General features: G+C 70.8%; 24 protein-coding genes and 1 tRNA gene. 11 read left to right on the top strand and 14 right to left on the bottom strand.

Features of this window, described 5'->3' with window-relative positions; genetic code table 11:
- Positions 1 to 89: 89 nt before the first annotated feature.
- Both ACIRS1_RS16075 and ACIRS1_RS16070 read right to left on the bottom strand, forming a co-directional pair.
- The gene (locus tag ACIRS1_RS16075) at positions 90 to 1139 is read right to left on the bottom strand and encodes a family 2 encapsulin nanocompartment cargo protein polyprenyl transferase (protein WP_402839928.1); all 1050 of its coding nucleotides are present in this window, start codon (positions 1137 to 1139) and stop codon (positions 90 to 92) included.
- A 317-nt stretch (positions 1140 to 1456) separates the two neighbouring features.
- A complete protein-coding gene (locus tag ACIRS1_RS16070; RefSeq protein WP_402839926.1) occupies positions 1457 to 2878 on the bottom strand; it encodes a family 2B encapsulin nanocompartment shell protein in 1422 nt (473 codons plus the stop codon).
- Positions 2879 to 3263: 385 nt separating this feature from the next.
- Here ACIRS1_RS16070 and ACIRS1_RS16065 point away from each other — a divergent pair, with 385 nt between their 5' ends.
- A complete protein-coding gene (locus tag ACIRS1_RS16065) occupies positions 3264 to 4340 on the top strand; it encodes an ATP-grasp domain-containing protein (protein ID WP_402839923.1) in 1077 nt (358 codons plus the stop codon).
- A 97-nt stretch (positions 4341 to 4437) separates the two neighbouring features.
- Here the strand turns inward: ACIRS1_RS16065 and ACIRS1_RS16060 are convergent, their stop codons facing one another.
- From ACIRS1_RS16060 to ACIRS1_RS16025, 8 genes are all read right to left on the bottom strand, one after another.
- The gene (locus tag ACIRS1_RS16060) at positions 4438 to 4983 is read right to left on the bottom strand and encodes a methylated-DNA--[protein]-cysteine S-methyltransferase (RefSeq protein WP_402839922.1); all 546 of its coding nucleotides are present in this window, start codon (positions 4981 to 4983) and stop codon (positions 4438 to 4440) included.
- A 179-nt stretch (positions 4984 to 5162) separates the two neighbouring features.
- Positions 5163 to 5396: a hypothetical protein gene (locus ACIRS1_RS16055; protein ID WP_402839919.1), complete on the bottom strand. Its 234-nt coding sequence runs from the start codon at positions 5394 to 5396 to the stop codon at positions 5163 to 5165.
- Between the two features lie 390 nt (positions 5397 to 5786).
- The gene (locus tag ACIRS1_RS16050; RefSeq protein WP_402839916.1) at positions 5787 to 6863 is read right to left on the bottom strand and encodes a serine/threonine-protein kinase; all 1077 of its coding nucleotides are present in this window, start codon (positions 6861 to 6863) and stop codon (positions 5787 to 5789) included.
- A complete protein-coding gene (locus ACIRS1_RS16045; protein ID WP_402839913.1) occupies positions 6860 to 8704 on the bottom strand; it encodes an ABC transporter ATP-binding protein in 1845 nt (614 codons plus the stop codon). Before ACIRS1_RS16045 ends, ACIRS1_RS16050 begins: the two co-directional genes overlap by 4 nt.
- A gap of 727 nt (positions 8705 to 9431) precedes the next feature.
- Positions 9432 to 10061, bottom strand: a complete 630-nt coding sequence (locus tag ACIRS1_RS16040) for a DUF4276 family protein (RefSeq protein WP_402839910.1) — start codon at positions 10059 to 10061, stop codon at positions 9432 to 9434.
- Positions 10058 to 11458 carry an AAA family ATPase gene (locus ACIRS1_RS16035; RefSeq protein WP_402839908.1) on the bottom strand — a complete coding sequence of 467 codons (1401 nt, stop codon included), beginning with the start codon at positions 11456 to 11458 and terminating at the stop codon, positions 10058 to 10060. The genes ACIRS1_RS16040 and ACIRS1_RS16035 overlap by 4 nt, the downstream gene beginning before the upstream one ends.
- A gap of 235 nt (positions 11459 to 11693) precedes the next feature.
- The gene (locus ACIRS1_RS16030; RefSeq protein WP_402839906.1) at positions 11694 to 12512 is read right to left on the bottom strand and encodes a class I SAM-dependent methyltransferase; all 819 of its coding nucleotides are present in this window, start codon (positions 12510 to 12512) and stop codon (positions 11694 to 11696) included.
- Positions 12509 to 13822 carry a helix-turn-helix transcriptional regulator gene (locus tag ACIRS1_RS16025; protein WP_402839903.1) on the bottom strand — a complete coding sequence of 438 codons (1314 nt, stop codon included), beginning with the start codon at positions 13820 to 13822 and terminating at the stop codon, positions 12509 to 12511. Before ACIRS1_RS16025 ends, ACIRS1_RS16030 begins: the two co-directional genes overlap by 4 nt.
- 203 nt (positions 13823 to 14025) lie before the next feature.
- On the opposite strand from ACIRS1_RS16025, the gene ACIRS1_RS16020 reads away from it, so the two are divergent.
- The 7 genes from ACIRS1_RS16020 to ACIRS1_RS15990 all read left to right on the top strand — a co-directional run bounded on the left by ACIRS1_RS16020 (position 14026) and on the right by ACIRS1_RS15990 (position 19039).
- The gene (locus ACIRS1_RS16020; RefSeq protein WP_402839900.1) at positions 14026 to 14520 is read left to right on the top strand and encodes an ATP-binding protein; all 495 of its coding nucleotides are present in this window, start codon (positions 14026 to 14028) and stop codon (positions 14518 to 14520) included.
- Between the two features lie 180 nt (positions 14521 to 14700).
- Positions 14701 to 14841: a hypothetical protein gene (locus ACIRS1_RS16015; protein ID WP_167574070.1), complete on the top strand. Its 141-nt coding sequence runs from the start codon at positions 14701 to 14703 to the stop codon at positions 14839 to 14841.
- Positions 14842 to 14854: 13 nt separating this feature from the next.
- Positions 14855 to 16042 carry a cupin domain-containing protein gene (locus ACIRS1_RS16010; protein ID WP_402839897.1) on the top strand — a complete coding sequence of 396 codons (1188 nt, stop codon included), beginning with the start codon at positions 14855 to 14857 and terminating at the stop codon, positions 16040 to 16042.
- Positions 16039 to 16935, top strand: a complete 897-nt coding sequence (locus tag ACIRS1_RS16005; protein ID WP_402839894.1) for an aldo/keto reductase — start codon at positions 16039 to 16041, stop codon at positions 16933 to 16935. The genes ACIRS1_RS16010 and ACIRS1_RS16005 overlap by 4 nt, the downstream gene beginning before the upstream one ends.
- 28 nt (positions 16936 to 16963) lie before the next feature.
- On the top strand, positions 16964 to 17752 hold the full coding sequence (locus ACIRS1_RS16000) for a hypothetical protein (protein ID WP_402839892.1): 789 nt from the start codon (positions 16964 to 16966) through the stop codon (positions 17750 to 17752).
- Between the two features lie 131 nt (positions 17753 to 17883).
- A complete protein-coding gene (locus tag ACIRS1_RS15995; protein ID WP_402839891.1) occupies positions 17884 to 18459 on the top strand; it encodes a hypothetical protein in 576 nt (191 codons plus the stop codon).
- Positions 18460 to 18523: 64 nt separating this feature from the next.
- On the top strand, positions 18524 to 19039 hold the full coding sequence (locus ACIRS1_RS15990) for a hypothetical protein (RefSeq protein ID WP_402839888.1): 516 nt from the start codon (positions 18524 to 18526) through the stop codon (positions 19037 to 19039).
- A 641-nt stretch (positions 19040 to 19680) separates the two neighbouring features.
- On the opposite strand, the gene ACIRS1_RS15985 is transcribed toward ACIRS1_RS15990, so the two are convergent.
- Both ACIRS1_RS15985 and ACIRS1_RS15980 read right to left on the bottom strand, forming a co-directional pair.
- Positions 19681 to 19872 carry a hypothetical protein gene (locus ACIRS1_RS15985; RefSeq protein WP_402839885.1) on the bottom strand — a complete coding sequence of 64 codons (192 nt, stop codon included), beginning with the start codon at positions 19870 to 19872 and terminating at the stop codon, positions 19681 to 19683.
- A 101-nt stretch (positions 19873 to 19973) separates the two neighbouring features.
- Positions 19974 to 20047 (bottom strand) — tRNA-Thr (locus tag ACIRS1_RS15980).
- Positions 20048 to 20330: 283 nt separating this feature from the next.
- Here ACIRS1_RS15980 and ACIRS1_RS15975 point away from each other — a divergent pair.
- From ACIRS1_RS15975 to ACIRS1_RS15965, 3 genes are all read left to right on the top strand, one after another.
- On the top strand, positions 20331 to 21422 hold the full coding sequence (locus ACIRS1_RS15975) for a sn-glycerol-3-phosphate ABC transporter ATP-binding protein UgpC (RefSeq protein ID WP_360211288.1): 1092 nt from the start codon (positions 20331 to 20333) through the stop codon (positions 21420 to 21422).
- Between the two features lie 182 nt (positions 21423 to 21604).
- Complete coding sequence (locus ACIRS1_RS15970) at positions 21605 to 22054, top strand: hypothetical protein (RefSeq protein WP_360211286.1); 450 nt, start codon at positions 21605 to 21607, stop codon at positions 22052 to 22054.
- Positions 22055 to 22204: 150 nt separating this feature from the next.
- On the top strand, positions 22205 to 23005 hold the full coding sequence (locus ACIRS1_RS15965; RefSeq protein WP_402839880.1) for an NDP-sugar synthase: 801 nt from the start codon (positions 22205 to 22207) through the stop codon (positions 23003 to 23005).
- A gap of 156 nt (positions 23006 to 23161) precedes the next feature.
- Here ACIRS1_RS15965 and ACIRS1_RS15960 read toward each other — a convergent pair whose 3' ends face one another.
- Both ACIRS1_RS15960 and rlmB read right to left on the bottom strand, forming a co-directional pair.
- A complete protein-coding gene (locus tag ACIRS1_RS15960; protein ID WP_402839877.1) occupies positions 23162 to 24856 on the bottom strand; it encodes a DoxX family membrane protein in 1695 nt (564 codons plus the stop codon).
- A 316-nt stretch (positions 24857 to 25172) separates the two neighbouring features.
- Positions 25173 to 26162, bottom strand: a complete 990-nt coding sequence (rlmB, locus tag ACIRS1_RS15955) for a 23S rRNA (guanosine(2251)-2'-O)-methyltransferase RlmB (RefSeq protein WP_360211280.1) — start codon at positions 26160 to 26162, stop codon at positions 25173 to 25175.
- Between the last annotated feature and the right edge of the window lie 89 nt (positions 26163 to 26251).

The raw sequence follows: 26251 nt of genomic DNA, 5'->3' as shown, positions 1-26251 counted from the left end.
GCCGGTGGACGCAGGAAGCGGGGCCTGGACGGGCGCGCCGCAGGGGTGGGCGACCGGGCCGGGCCGGCGCCCACCCCTGCCGCCCCGGGTCAGTGCTTGCGGCGGGTGACCAGTTCGGCGAGCGCCAGCAGTTCGTCCGCCGCGGACGGCTCCGGAACGGCGGTGGCCAGCTGGGCCATCGCCGCGGCCATCCGCTCGCAGGACTCGCCCTGCGCCCAGCCGCGGCCGCCGGCGCCCTCGACGGCAGCCGCACACTGCGCCAACTCCTCCGGGCTGAGCGGGCGTTCCAGCGCGTACAGTTCGCCCAGCCGGGCACCCTCGGGGGTGCCGGAACCGAGCGCCGCGACCACCGGCAGCGACTTCTTCCTGGCGACCAGGTCCGCGCCCACCGGCTTGCCCGTCACCGCGGGGTCGCCCCAGATCCCGATCAGGTCGTCGATCAGCTGGAAGGCCAGGCCGATCTCCCGGCCGAAGCCGTCCATCGCCTGCGCGGCCTCCGTCGAACCGCCCCCGTACAGGGCCCCCATCGCGCAGGCGGCGCCGAGCAGGGCCCCGGTCTTCGCCTCCGCCATCGCCAGGCACTCGGTGAGGGAGACGTCGCTGCGCTGCTCGAAGGCGCAGTCGATCTGCTGCCCCTCGCAGAGCTCGACCACGCAGTCGGTGAGCCGCCGGGCGGACTCCCGGGCAGCCGGGTCCGGGTCCTCGGCGAGCAGCCGGAGCGCCAGCGAGTGCATGGCGTCCCCGGCCAGGATGGCCTCGGTGGTGCCGAACACCCTCCAGGCGGTGGGGCGGTGGCGGCGCGTCACGTCGCGGTCGATGACGTCGTCGTGGAGCAGGGTGAAGTTGTGCACCAGCTCGACGGCGGCGGCCGCCGCGGTGGCCCTGGCCGGGGTGCCGCCGAGCGCCTGGGCCGCGGCGAGCACCAGGGCCGGCCGGATCGCCTTGCCGGAGGGCGCGGCCGAGGGCGAGCCGTCCGCCTCCCACCAGCCGAAGTGGTAGCCGGCGACCTTGCGCATCGCGCCCGGCAGCGAGTCGACGGCGGCCCGCAGGACCGGGTCGACCAGCGTGCGGGCCCGGGCGAGGACACCCTCCGCCTCGCGCCCCTCCCGGTGGTCCCGTTCCAGCGTGGAGCTCGTCATGGGTTTCTCCCCCCTGTTGGCCTGCGGTGAGGCCGTCGGGCCTGCGACAGGACGTGTCGGCCCGCCCGGGGCGGGCCGCTGTGAAGTACCGGCGGTGGGGCGCTCGGCCCGCACGAAGGCGCGCCGCCCGGCCCGGGGTGTGGGCGCCCCGGCCGGGCGGCGCGGGATGGCCGGCCGGCATCGGTCCCGGTGGTCGGCGTTGGGTGCACGCCGCTCCGGTGTCGGCGTTCCGGCGTCGGTTCCGGTGGTCGGCGTTCGGCCAACACCGGGCCGGCGGTCGCCGTTCCAGCGTCGGTTCCGTGGTCGCCGGCCGCGTTCTAGCGCTGCGCGATGTCCACGTTCTCCAGGACGCCGACCGCGTCCGGCACCAGGATCGCGGCGGAGTAGTAGGCGCTGACCAGGTAGGAAATGATGGCCGTCTCGTCGATTCCCATGAACCGCACCGAAAGGCCCGGCTGGTACTCGTCCGGAATTCCGGTCTGGTGCAGGCCGATGACGCCCTGGTTGTCCTCGCCGACGCGCATCGCGATGATCGAGCTGGTGTGACCGCCGACGACCGGGATCTTGTTGCACGGGAAGACCGGCACCCCGCGCCAGGCGGTGACGTGCCGCCCCTCGACCTCCACCGTGCCGGGCACGAGGCCGCGCTTGTTGCACTCGCGGCCGAAGGCGGCGATGGCCTTGGGGTGGGCGAGGAACATCCTGGTGCCGCGGCGCCGGCTGAGCAGCTCGTCCATGTCGTCCGGGGTGGGCGGCCCGGAGTGGGTCTGGATGCGCTGGTCGTACGCCGCGTTCTCCAGCAGGCCGAACTCGGGGTTGTTGACCAGCTCGTGCTCCTGGCGCTCGCGCAGCGCCTCGATGGTCAGCCGCAGCTGGTGCTCGGTCTGGTTCATCGGCTGGTTGTAGAGGTCGGCGACGCGGGTGTGGACCCTGAGGATGGTCTGCGCGACGCTCAGCTCGTACTCGCGGGGCCTGAGCTCGTAGTCCACGAAGGCGCCGGGCAGCTCGTACTCGCCGTGGTGGCCGGCGGAGAGGTCGATCGCGGCCTCGCCGTGCTTGTTCTGCGCCTGCTGGAAGCCGTTCAGGTACTCGATGATCTGCAGCTGCAGCGCCTCGGAGCGGTCGTGCAGCTCCTGGAAGGCGGACCAGGGCAGGGCCATCACCGTGCCCGAGGTCGCGGCCCGGACGGTGTACGGCCAGGTGCCGTCCTCCTGCTGCAGGGCCTCGTCGCCGAGGTGGTCGCCGTCGGCGAGGGTGCCGACCACCGTCTCGTCGCCGTACTTGCCGGTGCCGATCCGCTCGAGCTTGCCGTGTGCGATCAGGAAGACCTCGTCGATCGCCGCCCCGGCCGAGACCAGGACGTCGCCGGCGCCGAAGTCCCGCTGGACGAAGCGCCCGGCCAGCTCCTCCAGCAGGGCCTCGTCCTGGAACCCGCGCAGCGCCGGCACCTCGGCGAGCGTCGGCGCGACGATCCGCACCTCGGGGCCGGTCTTGACGAAGCTCACCCGACCGCGGCCGACCGAGTGGCGCAGGCGGCGGTTGACCCGGTAGGTACCGCCGGACACCTGCACCCAGGGCAGCGTCCTGAGCAGCCAGCGCGGGCTGATGCCCTGCATCTGCGGCGCGGACTTGGTGGTGGTGGCGAGGTTCCGCGCACCTGCCGTGCTCAGACTCTGCTGCTGCCGGATCTCCGGCTGCGCGCCCGGCGCAGGAATACCGGCAGTGGTTTCGGTCGACATAAGGGGAGCCCTTCGCATACCCGATTACCCGATGACGTGTCGCCTTGCACATTCATGTTGCAGCTTCATGGTGAGGCCATTCGGGGGCGGGGCGCAATCACTCTTTCGAGTGGTTCGGAATAACCGAACAAATAGTACGACTGGATCACCTGATCGATGCTTGTTCGACTAATTATTCGAACTTATCGGAATGCCGCTGCCTATCGTCCCCCATCGACACCCCCTCCGGCAGCGGAACCGGGCAGCGGCCACCCGGACCGACCCGCCTGTTCGAATCCCCGCGACGGCCCGCTAGGGTGCCACCTCACAGGGCCGCCCGGGCAGTCGGCGCACGGTCCCGCCCCACGCCCTGACCCTCCGTCACGCCATGCCCCGGGAGGCAGCCTTGGGAGCGCCGGTACGCGTCTGGCTCAACCGCACCTACGCCGAGAACGTCTTCTTCATCGAGCAACTGCACGCCGCACCGCGCCCGGTGACCGTCCACGCCACCCACGCCGACCCCGACTCCCCGGTGCTCGCCGCCGCCGACCACGGCACCCTCGAGCCCGCCGACCTGCCCGCCGACGCCTACGTCGGCTACGCCCTCGACTACTGCGCCCGGCACGCCATCACCGTCTTCGTCCCCCAGCTCCACCAACTCGCCGTGGCCCTCGCCCGGCCCGAGTTCGAGGCGATCGGCACCACCCTGCTCTCTCCCCCCGCCACCGCCGTCGCCGCCTACGCGGGAAAGGACGACGGCTACCGCGCGATATCCGCCGCCGGACTCCCCACCCCGCCCTGGTGGCGGGTCCGCACCGCCGCCGAACTCCACGAGGCCGTCGACCGGATCGAGGCCACCGGGCACACCCCCTGCCTCAAGCCCACCACCGGCGCGGGCGGCGCGGGCTTCCGGGTGCTCACCCGCGAGCCGTACGGGCCGCACCGGCTGCACGGCTGGGACCACCGGGTCCAGGTCGAGCAGGTGGCCGCCGCGCTGTCCGGCGACCGGGCCGGCGGCGGGCCCGGGGAGGAGCCGGCGGACCTCCTGGTGATGCCGTACCTGGACGGGCCCGAGGTCTCGGTCGACTGCCTCGCCGACCGGGACGGCACCCCGCTCACCGCGGTCGGCCGCACCAAGGACGGCCGGCGGCGCGGCTTCACCACCGACCCGCGCTACCTGGAACCGGCCGGCCGACTGGTCCGGGCCGGCCGGATGGCCTACCTGTCCAACATCCAGTTCCGCGAACTGGACGGGCAGCCCGTGGTGATCGACGTCAACACCCGCCCCGCCGCCGGGCTCCACCAGCTCCGGCTGTGCGGGCTCAACCTGCCCTGGGACGCCGTCCGGCTGGCCCTCGGCGAACGGCTGGAGGCCGTCCGGCCGCCGGACGTCCGGGGCCTCGAGTACACGCTGGTGTCCGGCATCCAGCCGGTCCGGCCGCGCCGGGCACCGGCGGCGGTCGACCTGGTGCGGCAGCACTGAGCCGGGCTCGGCAGGCGGCGGGACGTGGCTCCGGGGCTCCGGGGCTCCGGGGCTCCGGGGCTCCGGGGCTCCGCAGGGACGCTGCGCCAGGGGCCGGCTACAGGGGGCCGTTCCAGTCGAGCGTCGGCTCCAGCACCCCCTCCAGGGTCAGCAGCCAGCGCTTCACCTCGATCCCCACCCGGCCGCCGCCGAAGCCGCCGATCCCGTCCGCCGCCACCACCCGGTGGCAGGGCACCAGCAGGGCGACGGGGTTGGCGGCCATCATCTGGCCGACGGTCCGCGCGGCCAGGCCGGGCTCGGTCACGTCCTCGAACACCCCGCTGCGGGCGGCCAGTTCGCCGTAGGTGATGGTCCCGCCGTACGGCACCTCCTGCCAGAGCGTGCGCAGCACCGTCCGGTGCGGGCCGGAACTCAGGCTCCAGTCGATCGGCAGGCCCAGCTCCCGGCTGCGGCCCGACAGATAGGCGCCGATGCGGTCCGTGACGGCGGCGATCCGCGACGCGTCGGTGCACGGCGGCAGCTCACCCTCCCGCACGCCGTACCCGGCGGCCGCCACGCCCAGCGGCGTCACCGCGAGGTGCATCGGACCGCTGGGCAGCGGCGTCTCCACCGTCAGCCAGGACATCGACCGGGACTGCGACACGCTCGGGCCCCCACCCTCCGCCGGACCGGGTGCCGGCCACCCCGACACCCCCGGGGCAGACCCGACCGGGCCGCCCCGCGCGCCATCGTACGGCGGGCGGGGCGGGGCACCTCCGGTTCCGGCTCCCGCTCCGGCTCCGGTTCCGGCTCCCGCTCCGGCGCGGTCGGACGCGGCAGCCGTCAGAGCCGCCCCTTCAGCTCCGCCGCGAGCGTCCGGGACCACCGCGACAGCTCGGCGCGGTCCGGCGTCCGTCCCTCGCACAGCAGGGCGAGCTGCGCGTCGTTGATCCGGTTGGGCCCCGGGATCTCCAGCAGGTACGCCAGCTCCGCCAGCACCGTGGCGAGCCGATCGGCGTCCGCGTGGTCCAGGGCGACCGCGGATTCGTGGTGGCTGATGGTGAGCGAACCGGGCATGGCCGACCTCCTCCTTCGTCCCCGCACCTCCACGGTACGACCGGCCCGGCCGCCGCGCTCCCCGCCGGGGCGACGGGGTTCGGCAGCCGGGCCGGAGGTGCGCTCCGGGGCCGGCCGGGCACGGTGGGCGACGAACCGCGCCGGGCCGGGGGTGCGCCCGCGGAGCGGGTCGGGTGGGGGCGCACCGGCGGGCGGCCCGGAGTGGGGTGCCGAGGCCGGTGGGAGGCGGGCGTCAGGCTTCCGCGACCGGCTTCCGGTGGGGATGACCGGCGCCGCCGGGGCCGCCGGGCTCGCCGGGGTCGCCGGGCGCACCACCGGCCCGCTCTTCCTCACCGACCGCCGCGCCCCCGCCGCCGACCGCTGCCCGCTCACCGGCCGCGCCCGGCTCTCCTACCGCCGCGCCGCCGAACTCCTCGCCACCCACTCCCGCCCGCTCACCGCCCCGCCCGACCCTGCCTGGACCCTCCGGCGGCTCCGCAAGTCCTGAGACATGTCGCCCGGGTCCGAGGCGTAGTAGTCCCCGTCGCCGGAGTCCGGGTCGCCGGCGTCCCCGTCGCCGGAGTCCGGGTCGCCGGCGTCCCCGTCGCCGGAGTCCGGGTCGCCGGCGTCCCCGTCGTCGCCGTAGTCCGGGTCGTCCACCGGCGGTGCCACCGCACGGCGGCTCCGCGGGAGCAACGCGTCCAAGCGGCCGGCCAGTTCGGGCAGGCCCGGGCGGTCGGCCGGGTCCGGCCGCAGGCAGCCGTCGATCGCCTCGGCGAGCGGACGGGGCAGCCGACGCGCGCGGCCCACCGGTGGCGCCGGGCCGTCCGGGGCCGGGCCGGCGAAGGGGACGTCCCCGGTGGCCGCCTCGTACAGGGTGATGCCGATCCCCCAGACGTCCGCGGCCGCCGTGAGCAGGCCCCCGCCGGCCTGCTCGGGGGCGAGGTAGCCGTCCGTCCCGACGCCCGGGCGCCCCCGGCCCGGCGGGCGGGCGATGCTCAGGTCGAGCACCTTGGCGTGGCGGCAGTCGATCACGATGTTGGAGGGCTTGAGGTCGAGGTGCAGCAGGCCCTGCCCGTGCAGGTAGCGCATCGCCGAGCAGAGGTGCAGCCCGAGCAGGGCCAGGTCGGTGGCGGCCGGCCGGCGGCTCCGCCGGTCGATGAGGTGGGCGAGGGTCTCGCCGGTCAGGGTCTCCAGGACCGCGTACGGCTGCGGGTTTTCGCCCGTGCCGTAGCCGCGCACCAGGTGCGGGTGGGTGAAGCCGGTCAGCCAGCGGCCCTCCTGGAGCAGCCGTTCGCGCAGCCGGCGGTCGCGGCGGCGGTCGGGCCGGAGCACCTTCACCACGCAGCGGCAGTCCCGTTCCTCGCTCCAGGCGTCGTAGACGTCGAGCCAGCCGGTGCGGCACAGGTGGGCCAGGACGGGGTAGCCGGGGGCGAGGGGTGTCCCCGCGGGCAGCGGAGGTCGGGTGTTCAGCGGTCGGGTGTTCATCGGACGGTCTCCTGCAGCGGTGTCGCGGGGACGGGCCGGGCGTGCAGCCGGTCGAGCCGCGCGTAGCCGTCGTTGCGCGCCAGCAGCTCCTCGTGCGTACCGCAGTCGGCGAGGCGGCCGCCGTCGAGCAGCACGATCCGGTCGGCACTCCGGACAGTGAGCAGATTGTGCGAGATGATGATCGTGGTCCGCCCCCGCATCAGCCGTCCCAGCAGCTCCATGACCCGCTGCCCGGACCCCGCGTCGAGCCCGGTGGTCGGCTCGTCGAGGATCAGCACCGGCGCGTCGCGGACCATCGCCCGGGCGATCGCGAGCCGTTGGCGCTGCCCACCGGACAGCAGCCGGCCCTGCTGCCCCACCACGGTGTCGTAGCCGTCCGGCAACCCGACGACGAAGTCGTGCACGTCGGAGGCCCAGGCGGCGGCGAGGATCTCCGCGTCGCTCGCGTCCGGCCGCCCGTACGCGATGTTCTCCCGGACGGTGCCGTGGATCACCAGGGTCTCCTGCAGCAGCACCGTGACGTTGTCCCGCAGGTCCGCCAGCGCCAGCTCGCGCAGGTCGATCCCGTCCAGCCGGACGGCACCGCGCTCCGGGTCGTAGAACCGCAGCAGCAGCTTGGACACCGTCGACTTGCCGGCCCCGCTCGCGCCGACCAGCGCCACCGTCTCGCCCGGTTCGGCGTGGAACGACACGTCGAACAGCGCCACCCTCTTCGACCCCGGGTAGCGGAACCACACCCCGTCGAAGGTCACCGCCCCGCGCACCCGGGCCGGTCTCAACGGCACCGGCGGATCGGCCACCTGCGGGCGCTGGTCGAGCAGTTCGATGATCCGCTCGGCGGCGGCGGAGGCCGAGTAGAGGCCGTTGCTGAGCCGCGAGATCCCCCGGATCGGCCCGTACAACCGGCCCAACAACGCCACGAAAACCAGCAGTTCGCCCAGCGTCAACCGCCCCCAGGACAGCTCCCAGGCGCCCAGCCCCAGCACGATCAGCCCGCCGGACAGCTCCAGCACCTCGACGATCGGCGCGAACAACGCCCGCAGCCGGGTCGCCGCCATCGTCGCCCGGAACCGCGCCAGGCTCTCCCGCAGGAACCGCTCCTGCTCCCAGTCCTGCCGGTTGTACGCCTGCACCAGCGCGATGTTGCCCAGCGTCTCCTCGGCGAGGGCGCTCACCGAACCGCTGCGCCGTCGCCGCTCCCGCGAAGCGGCCTTCACCAGCACCGAGAAGCGGCGCGCGAGGAACCAGAACAGCGGCGCCACCACCAGCGCGACCAGGGTGAGGTCCCAGCGCAGGTAGAACAGCACGGCCAGGAAGACGGCGAGCTCCGCGGCGTACGCGACGGCGTCGAGGACGCCCGACAGCAGGAACGTCTCGACCGCCTCGATGTCACCGGTCAGCCGGGACAGCACGTCACCGAGACGCCGCCGCTCGAAGAACCCGAGCGACAGGCCCTGCAGGTGCCGGAACACGTCCGACCGCAGGGCCAGCAGGAAGCGCTCGCTGACCCAGGCCGAGGTCGTCTCGTCGGCGAAGCGCAGGCCCCCCGCCACGACGGCCAGCCCGGCGTAGCCGAGCGCGACCGGCAGGAACAGCCCGAGCCTGCGCGGCACCAGCACCTCGTCGACGACGACCTTGAACAGCCAGATCGCGGCCGCGTCGACCACCGGGCCGAGCAGGACGAACCCCAGCAGGAGGGCCAGCCAGCGCCTGCCCCCGCGCGTGTAGGGCCAGAACCTCCCGAAGGTCCGCCGCAACGGCACCGCCGGAGCGGCGTCGACGACCGACCGGCCGTCGCCCTCACCCGTACCGACGACCGTCAGCCGCCGCAGTGACCACACGGAACTCGTCCAACCCTGGGAACTCGGCCGGGCCCGGGGCCCGGCCCTGACAGGACGGCGGAGCCGTCAGTGCCGCGACGACGAAGTGCGCCGACGGCGACGGTGGGTGCCCGTCTTCGAGGTCCTGGTCGAGCGACCGGACTTGGTCCGCTTGTGCGGATGCCTCATCGCCGGAACCAGATTGGCCAGCATGCCCATCACTGTCTCCTTCCTCATCCGTTTCCCCACCAGGAGGTACGCACCACCCCGGCCCCCCGCTCACCCCCGCCCCACCCGATTCCGGAACCCGCCGCCCCCACCCCCGCAACGACGAAGGGCCGGCCCCACCTGGTCACCAGGTGGAGCCGGCCCTTCACGCCGCTGAGCCCCCTGTCGGGTTCGAACCGACGACCCCCGCTTTACAAGACGAACCCGGATCATGACGGAGCGTGATGCCTGATGCCGCGCGGCGCTAACCTGCAGTTCAGCGCCACGCGGCAGGTTTCGTGATCCAGCTCCGGACGGCTGCTGCCACCCCGTCCGCTCACGCATCGCTCACGCACGCCCCCAAGAGGACGTCTCCCGGCAGGGATCCCCCGGCTCCCGACGAGACCGTGGCAGGCCAACAACATCCGATGGGCATGGCATGCCCACTCGTCCCTACGGCCCGACCGTGATCCGTCCTGTGACAGAGATCGAGACCTGATCTGCCGACTGAGGAATCTCGTTCTTGCTGGCGTTCGCTCGATTAACCACGCCCTCTGAACGCCTCGCGCAAGTCCTTCGTGAACGTTGCCCATGAAGGGACCCGACTCACAGCCCCGTTCGGATCAAGCATCTCAAGAAGTCGCGCCCGATTTTGAGAAAACCGTGCCTGAAACTTCTGGAGGCGCGCACCCTGAAGCTCGCTGGCAAGTGCCAGAGTATCCTTGAGCTTCGCCTTGGGGTCAGCTATTGCTTCTACACTTGCCGGCTTGGGAAGATTCAGCCCCACCCGACCCTTGGGATTTTGCGCTACCTGTCGAATGGCCTGCTCGTCCAGCAGCAACCACGCTTCAAGCATTCTGACAGGGATTGCCGGGATATGCGGCAAGTCGGGCCACGATTCAGCAATCGCATTCTCGATCTCTCGCCTGCGAGCCTCGGGGCCGTCTCGGTCCGAATCCCGGTGAACCACTACAAGGTCGTAATCCCCACCGAGATCCTTCGCAGCGCGCAACTTCGCCGAAACAGACGACCCCGGCTTTACTGGAAGTAGGTTGAAATCTGGCACTGTGAGCACAGTCGCCACACCTTCTTCTGCACCAATTCTCTCGATGTGCAGAGAGATCCCGCGATCACTGCTACCTTCACATAGGTAAAGCACTCGAGTGCTCATGCCGCGCCCCAGTCCAGCTTAAGTTGAGCGCCTGGCGGCGTTGTCAGATATGGCAGAATGTCGGCCTTAGTGACATACTCGCCATCTGAATCTTGTGCACGCCACGTATCCACAAGAGGGCGCAGTCGCAACCCGCGACCCACTTGTCCCGCCTTGGTCCGAAATGCGGACGTATCCGCAAAGAGCAAATCCTCGGACCTCACGAGCTGAACAATCCCCGGAGAATGCGTATTAATGAGAACCTGCCGGAATTGATTATCTTCCCCGGGGGCCTCAAATGGGTCAACTGCCAGGTCTCGGACCAGCTCCACCATAACTTCGAGATTGGCCGGATGGATGCCATTCTCAGGCTCTTCCATGCAGGTCAATCCCCGAACGTCGGGGTCCTCAAGCAGCACACACAGCGCCAAGAAGCGCAAGGTCCCCTCGGAGAGGCTTCTTGCGGGCAGCATCAAACCGCTCGTTTCACGGAGCTGTACAGTCAACAGCTCCCGCACGTCATCTTCGACGACTTCCAGGCTGCTGACTCCCAGGCCTGCCAGATCAGCAAGCCTGCCAGCCGTCCGCGCGTAAACGCGCTCGGGATCGCTCGGGGAAATCCTATGAGCGATCCTGAATAGAGTCGCGGGAAGGTGCAGTCCGTCTGAGCCCATGGTGCGCGGTCCCACATACCGATCCGCACTACGCAGAGCGGAGGGCTCTAGCGCCAGCCTGCGCCACGACTGCATTTCTCGCCGAGCTGCAAGGATCGTCTGGTCGTCACTACTTGTGACCGTCGAAACCAGGGTGGCGGGGGCCCGCGAGGCTGCTGCCGGCTTAGGCTGCCCCCGACTTCCGCCATCCTGATGAATGTTGATGATCGGTTCTCCACTGGGGTCCCGAGTGGTGGAGATATAGGCCGCACCGCTCCGACGGCCCCTGACAACTTCATTGCGAAATTTTGAGGCGCTGTGCGGAAAACGCATATGATTACGCGCATCTCCCTGCTTGATATGCCTCAGGCTCTCACCGAGAAGTGTTAGCCGCCCAATTTTCTCGATACCATGAGCAGGCTGATATCCAAGCTCAAGCTCATATCGAAGAAATGTCGTGGTAGGCTTCGCCTGGCGGCCAAAATCATCTTCCACCTCGGCCGGAACAATCATTTCCGCGGCGAACCTCACCTTGTGAGATCCCGGCGCATATCCGTTCCAGAAAAGGTCTCGGGGATCGCCAAGGCGCTCCCCGCGAACCCCCCGAACTTCTTGAGCGGCGTCCATCATTGACTTATCTGCAAGCAGGCTGAGGAACTGGATCGCATCGAAGACATTGGACTTTCCAGTACCGTTTTCTCCTGCGATGCAGGTGAAAGGGCCAAGCTCAATTGTAAGATCGATGAGGTTCTTGAACCCATCCACCTCAAGCCTTGTTAGCATGGACAGCCGCCGATCGGTCGATGATTACTCATGTCTGCGTTTCCTATTTATGAAGTTGCCCGCATATCTCGGGAGATGAGGCCAGATCTTCATTCCTCTGCAATGGCAACAGTACCGTGCAACTGGTCAGTGACGGCTATCTTTGTGCTTGCGCAAGGCACTTTGGGTACCTGACAGCAGCCGGACCATCTGGGTCTGCGCATCGTGCGGGCCAGCTTCATGGCCGACAGATCAGGAAGCCGCCAAGGCACGTGATCTTGAACAATCCGTCGGCCTCGATAGTGGCAGCAGCGATCTCAGCCGCCCGACTGACGGTCTCCTGGAATGGGACACCGCACTGCTCGGCCCATGCCTCGTAGGAAGCGAGATGGGCGACGATCGGCGCTGGGTCGGTGACCTCGATCGTGCCGGGCAATGCCCGGACTCGGATGTCCGTAAACACCGCCCCGAGGTAGCCGGCGGCTTTCTCCAGGGAGAAGCGCGAGCTGAGGGAGACACGCGCTGGCCCCTCAGCGATGCCCAGAACGTCGCCTGCGGCCCTCATCCAGAGCCGGTCCAGTTCACGCTTGTCGGTGTCACTGTTGGTGGAGCCGATGAGCACTCCGCCAGGTCGGAGGACCCGCGCCAGTTCCTTGATAGCGGCCTCGATGTCGCTGACGTGGTACAGCATGTGCAGGGCCAGCACGGCGTCGGCGCTGTTGTCGGCGAAGGGCAGGGCCTGGGCGTCGGCCGCCAAGAGCGGCCTTTCGACGTCGGCGAGGATGCCCGCCGAGATGTCCATCCCGACGACCTGAAGGTCTGGGCGATCCTTGTGCAGTCGACTGACGAACTTGCCGTTTCCGCACCCGATGTCGAGGACGATCCCGCTTGTGCCGGCCAGCTCTTCGACGACGATCCCGGGCAGGTCGTACTGCGGCTGCTGCCACCGGTAGATCGACTGTCGGGCGGCCAGGTGGCGTTCGTCAGCGTAGGCGCTGTTCGCGAGGATGGACTTGTCGGCAACAGCGGCGTCCTGCTGTGCGGTGTTGCTCGTCACTGTGGCAGCTCCGGAGGGTTCGTGAGTGCGGGTCGAGAGCAGGCTTCTCTGACATTCTCACGAAGACTCAGGACGATCGGGGAGCCTGCATAGGCGGGTTCGGCGAGACGAGTGCTCAGCGCCCGAAGGCGGCTGGAGATGCTCGCTGTTCGCCGGTCCGGTGCGGCGTCCAGCACCACCGAGAGCTTCTCCTGCACGCCGTCGAGGTCACCGTGGGCGAGGTGGGCGTTGGCGAGGTCGAGGTGGGCTGCCAGCAGGTCGCCGGAGGACTGATCCTGCTGCGGTGCCGACTCGTACAGGGCGATAGCCCGGGAGGACGCCTCGATGGCGCGGTTCACGTGACGCTGGCTGCCCAGGGCAAGGAGGGCTGTGCCGGCGTAGGTCCACTGCTTGGCCTCGGGAAACGTCAACACGCCGGGAAGATCCACGGCGGTTGCTGTGCTCCGCGCCGCCGCGGCCGCTTCCACGGCTCGTAGCGCGCTCGCACTGTCACCGAGGGCGGCGGTGGCCCGTGCTTCAAGGCTGAGCAGACGAGCTGCGATCGTCCCGCGGTCCGCGTACGGCAGCCCTGCTCTGGCCAGTTCGGCGGCCTGACGGTGCTCCTGCTGCCAGTAGGCGATCAGGGACTGGACGGATCGGGTCCAGGCCCGGAGACCGTTGTGGCCGGCTGACTCCGCGCAGCGCCAGGCCGTTCGCGAGTGGGTGGCGGCTGCCGTGTACTGGCCGAGGTCGAGGGCGACATGGGTAACCAGGCCACAGAGGCGTCCGGCCTGCAGGTAAAGATGGCTTGTCTGGTAAGGGTGTTGGCGGCCTCGGAGTAAGTCGAACACCCCTCGCCGGAGGGCTCCGATGTCGTGGAAGAGCTCGGACACCGGCTTGCTCACGTAGTCCGCTGCCAGCCTCGCAATGTCCGCGTCGATCTGTTCGAGCAGCGTGTCGTCCACGTTGGACGCGCTCGCGAAGCGAAGGAAGAGCGCGGACTCTGCCGAGTCTGCTGCCACGGCCACGACGAGATCGTTGTCGCGGTCCGTGCGCAGGGCAGGCACACGAGGCGCGGCCTCGCCGACGCTGCTGGGCAGTGAAACTGCTTCGGCGGCTGCAGGGGGTGCTGCCAGCAGGTCGGCCAACTGGTCGACCGAGAGTTCCAGGGCGCGGGCGAGCTTCGGCCGCATCCAGGGCTGTGGGGCACCCCTGCCGCTCTCCCATCGCCCCACGGTCGTACGGTCCACATCGAGGGCTTCAGCCAGGGATTCCTGGGTGTGGCCAACCGCCTCCCTGCGCTGGATCAGCCGGGACCTCCTGGATGCCATCTCGCGTCCTCCAGAGGTACGTCAGTTCGCCTGCAGCCATAACGGGCCAGGTCAGGCCCAGGTTTGCAGCACGGATTCCTCAGTGCCGCTTCAATTCTGCTCTGGTTCACCGGCGTTGGAGGCGGTTCTGTAGATACCTGCCGGGTGAATCCCGGCGCGAATCGGCCCGCTGCCGACCTCGTCCCGGTGAAAGGTCCGCGCTCATGTCCGTCGCCACCCGCCAGGCCACTGCCCCCGCCCCGTTCGGCTTTCGCGTGCTGCCCAGTGCCGAGGCCGTGCCGGACGCCCGGCGGGAGGTGATACGGGCTGTGCGCGGTTGGGGCTTGCCGCTGGCGGAGGACGCGCTCCGCGATGTCGAGTTGCTGTCCAGCGAGCTGATCACCAACGCCGTGTCCCACACCCACGCCCCGTGCGCGGTGTGCGTGTCCTGGGACGGTGAACGGCTGCGCGTCGAGGTGACGGACGTCGGCCACGAGCTGCCGGCCGCGGGCGGGATCAACCTCGACGCCACCGACGGGCGAGGGCTGTTCCTGGTGGCAGCGCTCGCGATGAACTGGGGCGCCGAGCCGAACCCCGCTGGCAAACGGATCTGGTTCGAGGTCGGCACCACCGCCGCCGTCTCGGGCGACGAGCGACTCACCGCGCTGGTGAGGGCCGCTGCCCCGAAAGCACGGGATGTCGTGCCGACCAGTGCCTGACAAGACTTCCTCCCGCCCCGACGCGGGCTTGGGGGATGCGGGTGGCCGCGCTGGTCAACAGCCACGCGGCACAAGCACCTGAGGTTCCTTGCCAGCGGCTTGCCGTGGTGACGGATCCATCGCTGCACCCACGACGGGGCTGGGCAGTCGACCCGCCCCGTGATTCCTAAGGAGTACTTCATGCCCGAGAACCTGACGACCAGCACCGAGCTGGAGGGCGACGGCCTGTTGGTCGCCCGTACGAAGGTCGCCGCTGCCCGCTCGCGTGGCGAGCAGCCGTCGGACGGCGGCTCCACCGGCCGAACCGACACCAACGACTGACGGCTGCATCACGATGACCGCCGAGCACTTCTGGGTGGTCGAGCGTCTGGGCGGGGATGACTTCCTAGCCCAGACGCTCGGCCGCGGCTTCAAGGTCGCACGCGGTGAAGCCGCGTCACTCGCCGGACTCATGAGCTGGGATGACCTCAACGCCATCCTGACCCACCACCGGTTCGAACCCCCTCGCTTCCGACTCGCCACCAACGGGGAGCAGCTGCCCGCGCACACGTACTCCCGGCCGATCACCACCCGGCGCAACACCGTCTGGCACCAGCTTCAGCCCTCCGAACTGCACAAGCGTCTCGCCGAGGGTGCCACGCTGGTCCTGGACGCCGCCGACGAACTCCACCCCGGCATCGGTGCTCTGGCCGGCCAGCTTGAGCGATGGCTGCGAACCGGCGTGCAAGCCAACCTGTACGCCTCCTGGACCGGCACCGAGGGCTTCGGCGTCCACTGGGACGATCACGACGTGGTCGTCGTCCAGCTCGACGGCGCGAAGCGCTGGCGCATCTACGGCCCCACCCGAACGATGCCGATGCACCGCGACGTCGAGACACCCGAGCCGCCGCCCGACGAGCCCGTCGCCGATCTGGTACTCACCGCCGGCGATGTGCTCTACCTGCCCCGCGGCTGGTGGCACGCCGTTGCCGCCTCCGAGGGCCAGCACTCGCTGCACGTCACGTGCGGGCTGCAGAGCACAACGGGCGCCGACTTGATCACCTGGCTGTCGGAGATGTTGCGCGCCCACGAGGCCGTCCGGGCGGACATCCCGCGCTTCGGGGCCGCCGAGGAACAGCGTGCCTTCCTGGATACGATCGGCAAGCTCATCGGGACGGAGCTGGAACACGACGACCTGATCGCCCGCTTCTCCTCCGCTCGCGACGCCACCGAGCGAGCCCGCCTCGCGCCGTCGCTGCCCCACATCACGGCGGCCCCACCGGATGCTGACCTTCAGGTGCGCCTGGTCACCACGCGGCCCGCGCTCGCGGCCATGCCCGACGGCACCGTCCGGCTGACCGCCGGAGGTGAGGAGTGGACGTTTGCCGCCAAGGCCGAGTCGATACTCGCGCTCCTCGCCGACGGGGAACCTCACCGGCTGGCCGATCTCGCACAGGCCGCAGGCATCACTCTCGGGCAGGCGGCCGGTGTCGTGACGGGGCTGGTAGACGGCCAGGCCGCCGCGATCGGAGGTGCGCAATGACGGCCCGGCTGGGCCTCGGCACCTACCGCTGCCTCGATGTGGCCGAGGCCGCGCTGATGGCCGCCTCCCGAGGTGCCGACTGGATAGACACCGCGCCCAACTACGAACGGGGCCAAGCGGAGACCTCGCTCGCCGTGGTTCTGGCCGCCTACCCGGATCTGCTCGTCTCCACGAAGGTGGGCTTCGTCCCTGCCGGCGCCACGCACATCGGTGTGCGAGCCGGTGCCCTGTCCGCAGCCGACGCCGAACGCGGGCACTGCCTCGCCCCGGATTACATCGCCTGGCAGCTCGCCCGTAGCAGGCGCATGCTCGGCCGGGTGCCCGATCTGGTGTTCGTCCACAACCCCGAACACGGCTGCCCGGAAGACGAGATCACCGACCGGCTCTACACCGCATTCCTGGCACTGGAGGAGGCATGCAGCCAACAGATCATCAGCGCCTATGGAGTGGCGACCTGGCGCGGCTTCAGTAACGGCCTCTTCGACGTACCCACGCTGATCGAACTCGCGGCCAAGGCCGGCGGGCCGAATCATCACCTGCGGGCCATCCAGCTCCCGGTCTCCCTCGTCCACCTTGCGCCCGTCGCCCAGGCTCTCGACGGACACGGCCCGTTGGCCGATGCCCTGGATGCGGGACTGAAGGTGTTCGCCTCTGCCCCGCTCCACGGCGGCGAGATCCCCGGCATGGTGACCCCGGAACTGTCCGAGCTGATCACCCCTGGCAAGACCCCTGTCGAGACCGCCCTCGCCGTCGTTGCTTCAGCCCCAGGGGTGAAGCGCGTGCTCCTCTCGACGGGAAACCCGGGACACTGGATGCGGGCCGCCGACACCGTCAGCCAACCGCCGTTGTCTCCGGACGTACTCCGAAGGGTCATTGATGTACTCGGAACCTGAGCCGGACACCGCCAGGCGGATGCGCGGGATGCATGCCGCAGCAGCAGCGGCGCTCGACGCGACGCCGCTCGGCTCCCGCGAAGCGTGGGGCTGGCGCGGACGCACCCTCGGTCGCGCGGTCGCCACAGCATCCGGCGAGGGCTGGCTCCGGCTGGTGTCCACCCCGGCTGACAAGGCCGGCGGAAAGCTCTGGGAGGGACCGCAGGAGGCAGAACGGCTCATGCCTCCTGCGGTACCCAGGCCACGCCTGCGAGAGCGGCGTACCTGGACCGAGGGCAAGCACGTCTACCTGGCGGAGCTGTACGACAAGATCACCGCCTCCACCATCACTACCCACGAGCCGATCCTCCGGGAAGCTCCTGACCTGGACGACGCCTGGTGGGACGAACTCAGCACCGCCCTCGATGCCATCGCCGCCGTTCCCTGCGACCGAGTGGCGGTCCGGCAGGAATACCTGGACCGCGCCATGCCCCAGTATCTGGGCTTCCCAATCGACACCAGGGTGCCGGCCTGGACGACCGCCCACGGTGACCTGCACTGGGCCAACCTCACCGCCCCCGTCCTCACCGTCCTCGACTGGGAAGGCTGGGGCATCGCGCCTGCCGGATACGACGCGGCGCTGTTGTACTCGTACAGCCTCCTCGTGCCGGACACCGCCGCAGAAGTCCGGCGGCGGCTCGGGCACATCCTCGACACCCCCGCCGGGAGGTTCGCCGAGCTCGTGGTCATCACGGAACTCCTGCAGACCACCACCCGAGGCGACAACCTCGACCTTGAGGAGCGTCTGCGGAGAAGGCTCTCCGAGATCACCGGCTGACTGGCCCTGCCACGGTTGTAGGTCCTCAGGCTCGGCCGACCGCGGTCACGTCCGCTTCGACGCGTCCAATCGGGTCGGACGTCCTGAAAACTCATGGCAGTTTGTCTGTGTGGCCCGGAGAATCCGATCGCATGGGAGCCGACATACATGGCTTCGTGGAGTGCCGGGCCACCTACGGAACGCTCGACGAAGACGACGCGCACTGGAATGCAGCGATAGACCTGGATCTGTTGTACGGCGGTCGAAGCTACGACGCCTTCGGCTGCCTGTTCGGCGTGCGGAACCATGCCGGCTTCCGCCCACTGGCCGGAGAGCGGGGCCTACCCGCCGACGTGTCGTCCCAGACCCGGCAGTCCTACGAGGCATGGGCGCCCGGTGGTCACAGCCCGTCCTGGATCAGCTGGGCGGAACTGGCTGCGGTGGACTGGGACGAGCCCGCCGAGGCCGTGGACGAGCGTGTGCAGCGGTACACGCGGACGCCGGACCGGAGCTGGGTCCTGACAAGCAAATCGTTCCGGGGTCGCCACAACAGGCCGGAAGGCGCTGAGTGGGTGGAGGACGGGGTCCTCTTTCGTGTCGTGCGAATGGTGCGCCGGGATGCCGTGCCAGAAGACGGCGAGTGGGCGCCGGTGTGGAAGACCATGAGTGCCCTCGCTGATGTTCACGGCGGAGAGAACGTCCGACTCATCGTGTGGTTCGACAGCTGACCGCATCTTTGGTTCTCCCGGAAACTCTGACCAGGAGGGCGTGACCTGCGATTACTGTGCCGCTGTGACTCTCACCGATGCCGAGATAGGTAACCTGCTCGCACCGGCCGGGTTTCGCTTCCTCGAACGGGTCCACGGGGAGGTCCAGTTGCCGCCTCTTCCGCCTTACCACTCGCCCGCGAGCGCCAGGCCCGAGCACGGGCGGTTCGACTCTCACCAGGACGAGGTTGCCGATCTAGACGCTTCGGACATGGCCGACAAGGTCAACGCGAGCTGGCTCCGGATGGCGACGGAGTACGGGCTCTTCGACGGGAACCGGGAGTTTCTGCTCGCAGTCAGCCGCGCAGACCTCGGAGAAGATCCGGACGAAGAGCCCTACACGGTGTGGCTTCGGGTGCGGCTACTTGACGACTGGGACCTCGTGGGGAGCGAGGTGGATCTTCTGAGGAGCGGGTTCGCAACGCTCTTCACCGCTCGCTTCGTTCCGGAGTTCACTGCGGCGTCCCTGGACGGCCGAATGATGATGAACACCACCGTCTGGGGCAATGGCACCATCAGCACGATCGTCATCCGCCCGTAGCTTGGCCAAGCGAAGGTCCGACCGGGAGCCACTCAGTCAGCAAGCAGACCCATGGGACTCCCGGCGGAGAGCCCAGCTGGTGGCTGCGCGAAGACCGTAGGACCGTCATGCGCGACAACTTGCTCCACCCTCAGGGGCGCGGGCTGGGGTAAGGACTCCTTACCCCACGACTTGCTGCGCGGCGTGAGGTCGCTTGTTCAAAGTGAGGCTGATCGTGTGAAGAGGTAGTCAAAGCGGAATGCCTCCGGATTTGTGTCCGAATCCGTCCCCGCGCTCACATGCGTCGCTGGCAACGGCGGGGTGTGAAGCTGAGCGTTCAAGCCCAAGCGCACCTTGGTCATCGAGGAGCGACAGGCGAGGGGAAGGCTGGACGGGCGAACGAGAGTGAACCCTTGAGGAATCCTCGTCATGTAGGACCCGCGCTGATGGTCAGTAGTCGGCGGGAAGGACCCGGACGCTGGAAGGCGTCAGGTGGCCCCGGGGTCGAGCAAGCCCAGGGAGCCGGACACCGCTGGTCCCGGGGAGAGAGGGCGCCCACCCCAGTCGCATCTTCGGCATGCGGAACACGAAAACCCTGATGAGGTCCAGGAGTTCGCTCCTGGTAGGCCGACCGCAAGGAGAGCGGAATCCCTCACGCTCGCTCACGCGGCGGGCGCGGACCTGCATTCGATCAAGGAGATGCTCGGCCACTCCTCGATCGGCATCACCTCGGACACGTACACGACTCTGCTTCCGCAGGTCGACCGGGCGATCGCAGAGGCGGCGGCCCGGCTCGTACCCCGGGCGAACAGGCCGCGCAAGGTTGCCCAGTCCACCACGAACACCCAGCTCACCGGGCCATCCGCTCACGCAAACGGCCTCGGACAAGAAGTCCGAGGCCGGCGATGAAGCCCCCAGAAGGCCAAAACTGCAGCTCATCCGAGGTGGAAACGAGAGCCCCCTGTCGGGTTCGAACCGACGACCCCCGCTTTACAAGAGCGGTGCTCTGGCCAGCTGAGCTAAGGAGGCACGGTGGCCGTCCGCGATGGATCACGGCGGCACCGGGGGCAGTCTACCGGGCCCGGGTGGTGGGGTGGGGGGATATCCGGGGGTCGGCGGGGTGGGTGGGCGTGATGGAACCGATGCCGAAATCGGGCGGGACGGGGGCTGACAAGCGGCGCGAGCGCAGGTAGCGTCGCCGGGAGTCGGCCTGCGCAGTGGTTCAGACCACTGGGTGGGCGGACGGAGACGAACCAACCCCCCTTTACTCGGATCGTCCGGCACGTTCCTGCCGGTGAAGGAGAGAACGACCATGGCTTCTGTCACGTACGACAAGGCGACCCGGATCTACCCCGGTGCCAAGGACCCGTCGGTGGCGGCGCTGGACCTGGAGATCGCGGACGGCGAGTTCCTCGTGCTCGTCGGCCCGTCGGGCTGCGGCAAGTCGACCAGCCTGCGCATGCTGGCCGGCCTGGAGGACGTCAACAGCGGCGCGATCCGGATCGGTGACCGGGACGTCACGCACCTGCCGCCGAAGGACCGGGACATCGCGATGGTGTTCCAGAACTACGCGCTGTACCCGCACATGACGGTCGCGGAGAACATGGGCTTCGCGCTCAAGATCGCCGGCGTGAACAAGTCGGAGATCCGCACCAAGGTCGAGGAGGCCGCGAAGATCCTCGACCTCACCGAGTACCTGGACCGCAAGCCGAAGGCGCTGTCGGGCGGTCAGCGCCAGCGCGTCGCGATGGGCCGCGCGATCGTGCGCCAGCCGCAGGTCTTCCTGATGGACGAGCCGCTGTCGAACCTGGACGCCAAGCTCCGCGTGTCGACCCGCACCCAGATCGCCGGCCTGCAGCGCCGCCTGGGCATCACCACGGTGTACGTCACCCACGACCAGACCGAGGCGCTCACCATGGGCGACCGGGTCGCGGTGCTCAAGGGCGGCGTGCTGCAGCAGGTCGACTCCCCGCGGAACATGTACGACCGGCCCGCCAACCTGTTCGTGGCCGGCTTCATCGGCTCGCCGGCGATGAACCTGGTCGAGGTCCCGCTGGTGGACGGCGGCGTGAAGTTCGGCGGCTCGGTGGTCAACGTCTCGCGTGACGACCTGGCCGGTGCCGGTTCCGACAAGACGGTGACCGTCGGCATCCGCCCGGAGCACTTCGAGATCGTCCCGGCGGGCGGCATCGAGGGCGTCGCGGTGACGGTGAACGTGGTCGAGGAGCTCGGCTCGGACGGCTTCGTCTACGGCACCACCAAGATCGGCGGCGAGGACAAGGAGCTGGTCGTCCGCGTGCACGGCCGGCAGATCCCGGCCCGCGGCGAGACGATCCACGTCGTGCCGATCGCCGACGAGACCCACGTGTTCTCCACCAGCACGGGCGCCCGCCTGAGCAGCTGACGGGGCGGCCCGGGTGCGCCCGGGCACACCGCCGTGCGGAGCCCGTCGGACCTGCCCCGGTCCGACGGGCTCCGTCCGTACACCCCCGCGTCAACACGGCGCGGGGACGAACCCGGACACGGTGTCACTCGATGGTGTAACGGAGGGCGATCCGGCCCGCACCCACCGCTACGCTCCTGAGCGTGAAGCAGCTTGTGCGCCGTATCGGCCAGACCGTCGCCCTGACCCTGCCGGTCGTCCTGGTGACCACCGGCACCCTCGCCGTGACCCGCGTGCCGTGGGCCCCGCCGACCGGCCTCGACCAGCAGGTCGTGGCCGCGTCCAGCGGGGACGGCGCCGGGATCGGCCGCACCGCGACCGCCGCCGCGGACCGCTCCTCGGACGCGCTCGCCCCGCAGGAGTCGCTGCGGGTGGCACTGCTGGACGAGCTGCGCGCGAAGAACCCGTCGGCGGCGCTGGACCTGCTGGAGCGCTCGATGCGCGAGCAGCCGTCGCTGACGCCGTACTGCAGCTCGCTCGCCTCCGAGCTGGGCAAGGCCGCGGTGCGCAAGTACCAGGGCGACGTGCAGCGCGCCCGCTCCTTCGCCCGCCCGGTCTGCGACGGGTCGTTCGCCGCCGGCATCGCGGGCTGACGCCCCCCCCCCGGCCGGCCCCCGGCACCACGCCGGGCGCCGGAGCCCCACGACGGCCTCCCCCGCACCCCCGCAGCAGGCGCCGCAGCCCGGACCGGGCCGCGGAGCCGCCCCGGCTCCACGGCCCGGTCCGCGCCTTATTGTTCAGCCATGACCGCTGACTACGGCCCCACCGCCGACCTCGCGTCCCAGCCGTCCCGCTCCCCCCGCTCGCCCCGGCCGACCACGACGCCCGTCACCCAGGCCGTGATCCTGGCCGGCGGCCAGGGCTCCCGGCTGCGGCCCTACACGGACGACCGCCCGAAGCCGCTGGTCGAGATCCCGGGGACGGGCACCCCGATCCTCGGTCACCAGCTGGCCTGGCTGGCCGCCGAGGGCGTCACCGACGTGGTGGTGTCCTGCGGTCACCTGGCCGACGTGCTCCAGGAGTGGCTGGACAAGGCGGACCTGCCGCTGCGGGTGCGCACGGTGGTCGAGGAGGAGCCGCTCGGGCGCGGCGGCGGCCTCAAGTACGCGGCCCGGGCGCTGCCCCGCCCGGACGAGCCCTGGTACGCCACCAACGGCGACATCTGGACCAGGTTCAGCCTGCGCGAGATGGCCGCCTTCCACCACGAGCGGGACGCCGTCGCCACGCTCGCGCTGGCCCGGCCGCGGATCCCCTGGGGCGCGGTGGAGACCGACCAGTTCGGCAACGTGCTGGACTTCATCGAGGCGCCACCCTCACCGTTCCTGATCAACGCCGGGCTGTACGTGTTCAGCCCGGAGTTCGCCGAGCTGCTGCCGGACGTGGGCGACCACGAGCGCACCACGTTCCCCCAACTGGCGCGCGGCAAGCGGCTGGCGGGCTACCAGCTGCCGCAGGGCGTGTACTGGCGCGCCATCGACACCGCGAAGGACCTCACGGAGGCGGCCAAGGAGCTCGCCGCCGGGGCCGGCCGCGCCCCGCAGTGAACCGCCGGCGGTGACCGGGGCCGCAGCGCCCGCCGAGGAGGCCGCGACACCGCAACCGGGCCCGCGGCACCCGCCACGGCGACCGGGCCCGCGACGCCACGGCAGTGGGCCGGATGCTCCCCCACGGAGCATCCGGCCCACTGCCGTACCGGACCGTCAGGTGGACGTCGGCGCCCCCGGACGGGAGGAGCGGGCGCCACCGGACAGGTCGGCCAGCGGGCCGCTGCCCAGCACCCCGCCGAGCAGTCCGGACCCGGATCCCGACCCGGAACTCGGGCTGGGCTTGGGCGCCGTGCCGGAGCCGCCGGGGGCCGGGGTGCTGCGCTGGGCGGGCGAGGAACCGGCCGCCGGTGCGGCGGCGGTCGGCGCGGCCGGGGCCGGGGCCGAACTGGCGCCGCCCTCGGTCTTGGTGGCGTGCCCCTTGCCGCTCGGCGTCGGGGCGGCCGGACGGCTGGCCGGGGCGGAGGACGGCGGGGCGGTCGGGCTCGGCGTGGGGGTGGCCGGGCGGGGGGCGGAGGACGGCGAGGGCGGGGTGGACGGGCCCTGGCCGGTGGAGGGGCCGGTCGGGGCCCCGGAGGGCCAGACCGGTGTGCCGTAGTCGGTGGCCGGACGGGCCGGCGCCTGGTGCGGCCGGGCACCGGTGCGCACCGCCGCACCGAGCATCGAACCGAGCAGCAGGGTCACCCCGACGACGACCGTGGTGACCACGGTGCCCCGGCGCAGCACCCGGCGGCGCAGCGCGGCGGGCGCGTCGGTGCCGTACCGCCGCCAGGCCTCCAGGCTGAGCCGTCCGTCCAGGGAGGCGAACGGCGCACCGGCGATCAGCAGCGGGCTCCAGGCCGCCAGGAAGATCAGGTCGGGGGTGTCGTAGACCGGCACGGCCCGCCAGCTGACGGTGAAGAGCAGTGCGGCGGAGAGCAGCATCGCCGCCCCGGCCGCGAGCCGCTGCCAGAGGCCGAGGATCGTCAGCACGCCGACCACGATCTCGGTGAACGACACCACCAGCCCGGCGCCGACGGGGTGCGCCATGGCGAAGGCCAGCAGCGGCTCGGCGACCTTCCAGGGGTGCAGCGAGGAGAGCCAGCGCATCATCGAACCGCGCTCGCCGCCGTCGAAGTACACCGGGTCGCAGAGTTTGCTGAAGCCGGCGTAGACGGACAGCGAGCCGAGGACGGCGCGCAGCGGCAGCAGGACCAGGCCGAGGTCGACGCGGCGGCCGGGGTACCAGGCCTGCCGGCCGTCGGCGGCGGCCGCGGAGACCTCGGGCAGCTCGCCGCTCGGGGTCCAGCCCTGCGGCACGCCGACCGGGCCGACGCCGGCGTCGGTGGCGGTGCCGGAGCCCTCGCGGGGCTGGCGGGGCACCGTCCGGGCGCCGGTGTAGGACGGGATGACCTGGGTGTCGGACTCGGCGAGGCCGACCCCGCCGCCCCCGGAGCCGGTGAGCCGGACGGCCTCCAGGAGCTGGGTGGCCGCGAGGTCCCCGGGGGGTGCCTGGCCGGTCCAGGTGACGGCGGTGACGCGGCCCTTGCGGCGCGGCGCACCGCCTCCGCCGGCACCCGCCAGTGCCGGGACGGCGGAGGCGGGCACGACGACCTGCGGGGTGACCAGCGGACGACGGATCAGGCCCTGGTTGGCGTACGGGTCGCCGAACGCGGCGCCGGTGGACAGCAGTCCGGCCGGGGCCTCGATCAACGGCGCCACCGGGGTGCCGAGCCGGAGCCGGAAGCTCGCCTGGGTGCTGCTGAGGCGCGCCGGGTCGGACGACACCTTGACGGTGTCGAGGCCGGGGCCCGCTTCTATCCCGGTGCTGCCGCCGCCGAACAGGGGGCGCCGAGGTGTTCTGGTGTCCACGCCCGGTCTAACCGGGTGACGGCCGCTAAGGACACTCTCCCGGGTGGATGTCCGGCGCACACTTGAAGTGATCATGAAAAAAGCGATCGGGCCCGGTCGGGCCCGATCGCTTTCCAGCCGGACTGCGGAGGATTCGGAAGAACCCCTGCGCGCCGGCCCCGCTCTGTGCTCCGTGGCAGGTGCTCCGCGCCGGCCGTGCTCCGCGCGCTCGGCGCGGAGCACCTGCCGTCGGCTCAGGACGCCTGCCGTCGGCTCACGCCGTCCGGCATCGGCTCACGGCTCACGGCTCACGGCTCACGGCTCACGGCTCACGGCGTCAGCGCTTGGCGCGCTGCCGCGCGGCCTCGTACAGCACGATGCCCGCCGCGACGCCGGCGTTCAGCGACTCGGTCAGCCCGGACATCGGGATCCGCACCCGCATGTCGCAGGTCTCCGATACCAGCCGGGACAGCCCCTTGCCCTCGCTCCCGGCGACGATCACGACCGGACCGTTCAGCAGCTCCAGGTCGCCGATCTCGGCCTCGCCGTCGGCGGCCAGGCCGACCACCATCAGGCCGGCCTTCTGGTAGGCCTCCAGGGTGCGGGTGAGGTTGGTGGCCCGGGCGACGGGCAGTCGGGCGGCGGCACCGGAGGAGGTCTTCCAGGCACCGGCGGTCATGCCGGCCGCGCGGCGCTCGGGGATGACCACGCCGTGCGCGCCGAAGGCGGCGGCGGAGCGGACCACGGCGCCGAGGTTGCGCGAGTCGGTGACGCCGTCCAGCGCGATGATCAGCGCGTCCTGGCCGGCGTCGGAGGCCTCGACCAGCAGGTCGTCGGGGTGCGCGTACTCGTACGGCGGCACCTGGAGCACCAGGCCCTGGTGGTTGAGCCCGCCGGTCATCTGGTCCAGCTGGGCGCGCGGGGCCTCCATCAGCGGGATGCCGCGGTCGTTGGCGGCCTGGAAGGCGTCGCGCACGCGGTCGTCGGTGTCGATGAACTGCTGGACGTACAGCGCGTTGGCCGGCACGTCGCCCTGCAGGGCCTCGACCACGGAGTTGCGGCCGAAGACCAGCTCGGCGCTGCCCGCGCCACCGCGGCCGCCGCGGCCGGCCCCGGCGCGGCGCATGCCGGCGCGGGCCTTGGCGTCCCGCTCGCGCTTGACCGCGGCGTTGGCGGCGCGCTGCTTCGGGTGGCCCTTGCGCTCCGCGCCGGGCGGGGTCGGGCCCTTGCCCTGGAGCGCCTTCCGGCTGTGCCCGCCGGTACCGACAGACGCGCCCTTCTTCGATCCGGGGTTGCGGCGGTTCCTGCGCTGGCTGTTGCCGGCCATGGCTGTACTTCCTGTCTGTCCGGCATGCCCGGCCGCCCCGTTACTGTCCGGCGGCGGCCGGCGGCATGCGCTACGTCATGCGGGAGGGC

This window comes from Kitasatospora sp. NPDC101176 (genome assembly GCF_044768035.1).
GTDB lineage: Bacteria > Actinomycetota > Actinomycetes > Streptomycetales > Streptomycetaceae > Kitasatospora.
This window is presented reverse-complemented; position numbering and strand designations above follow the sequence as displayed.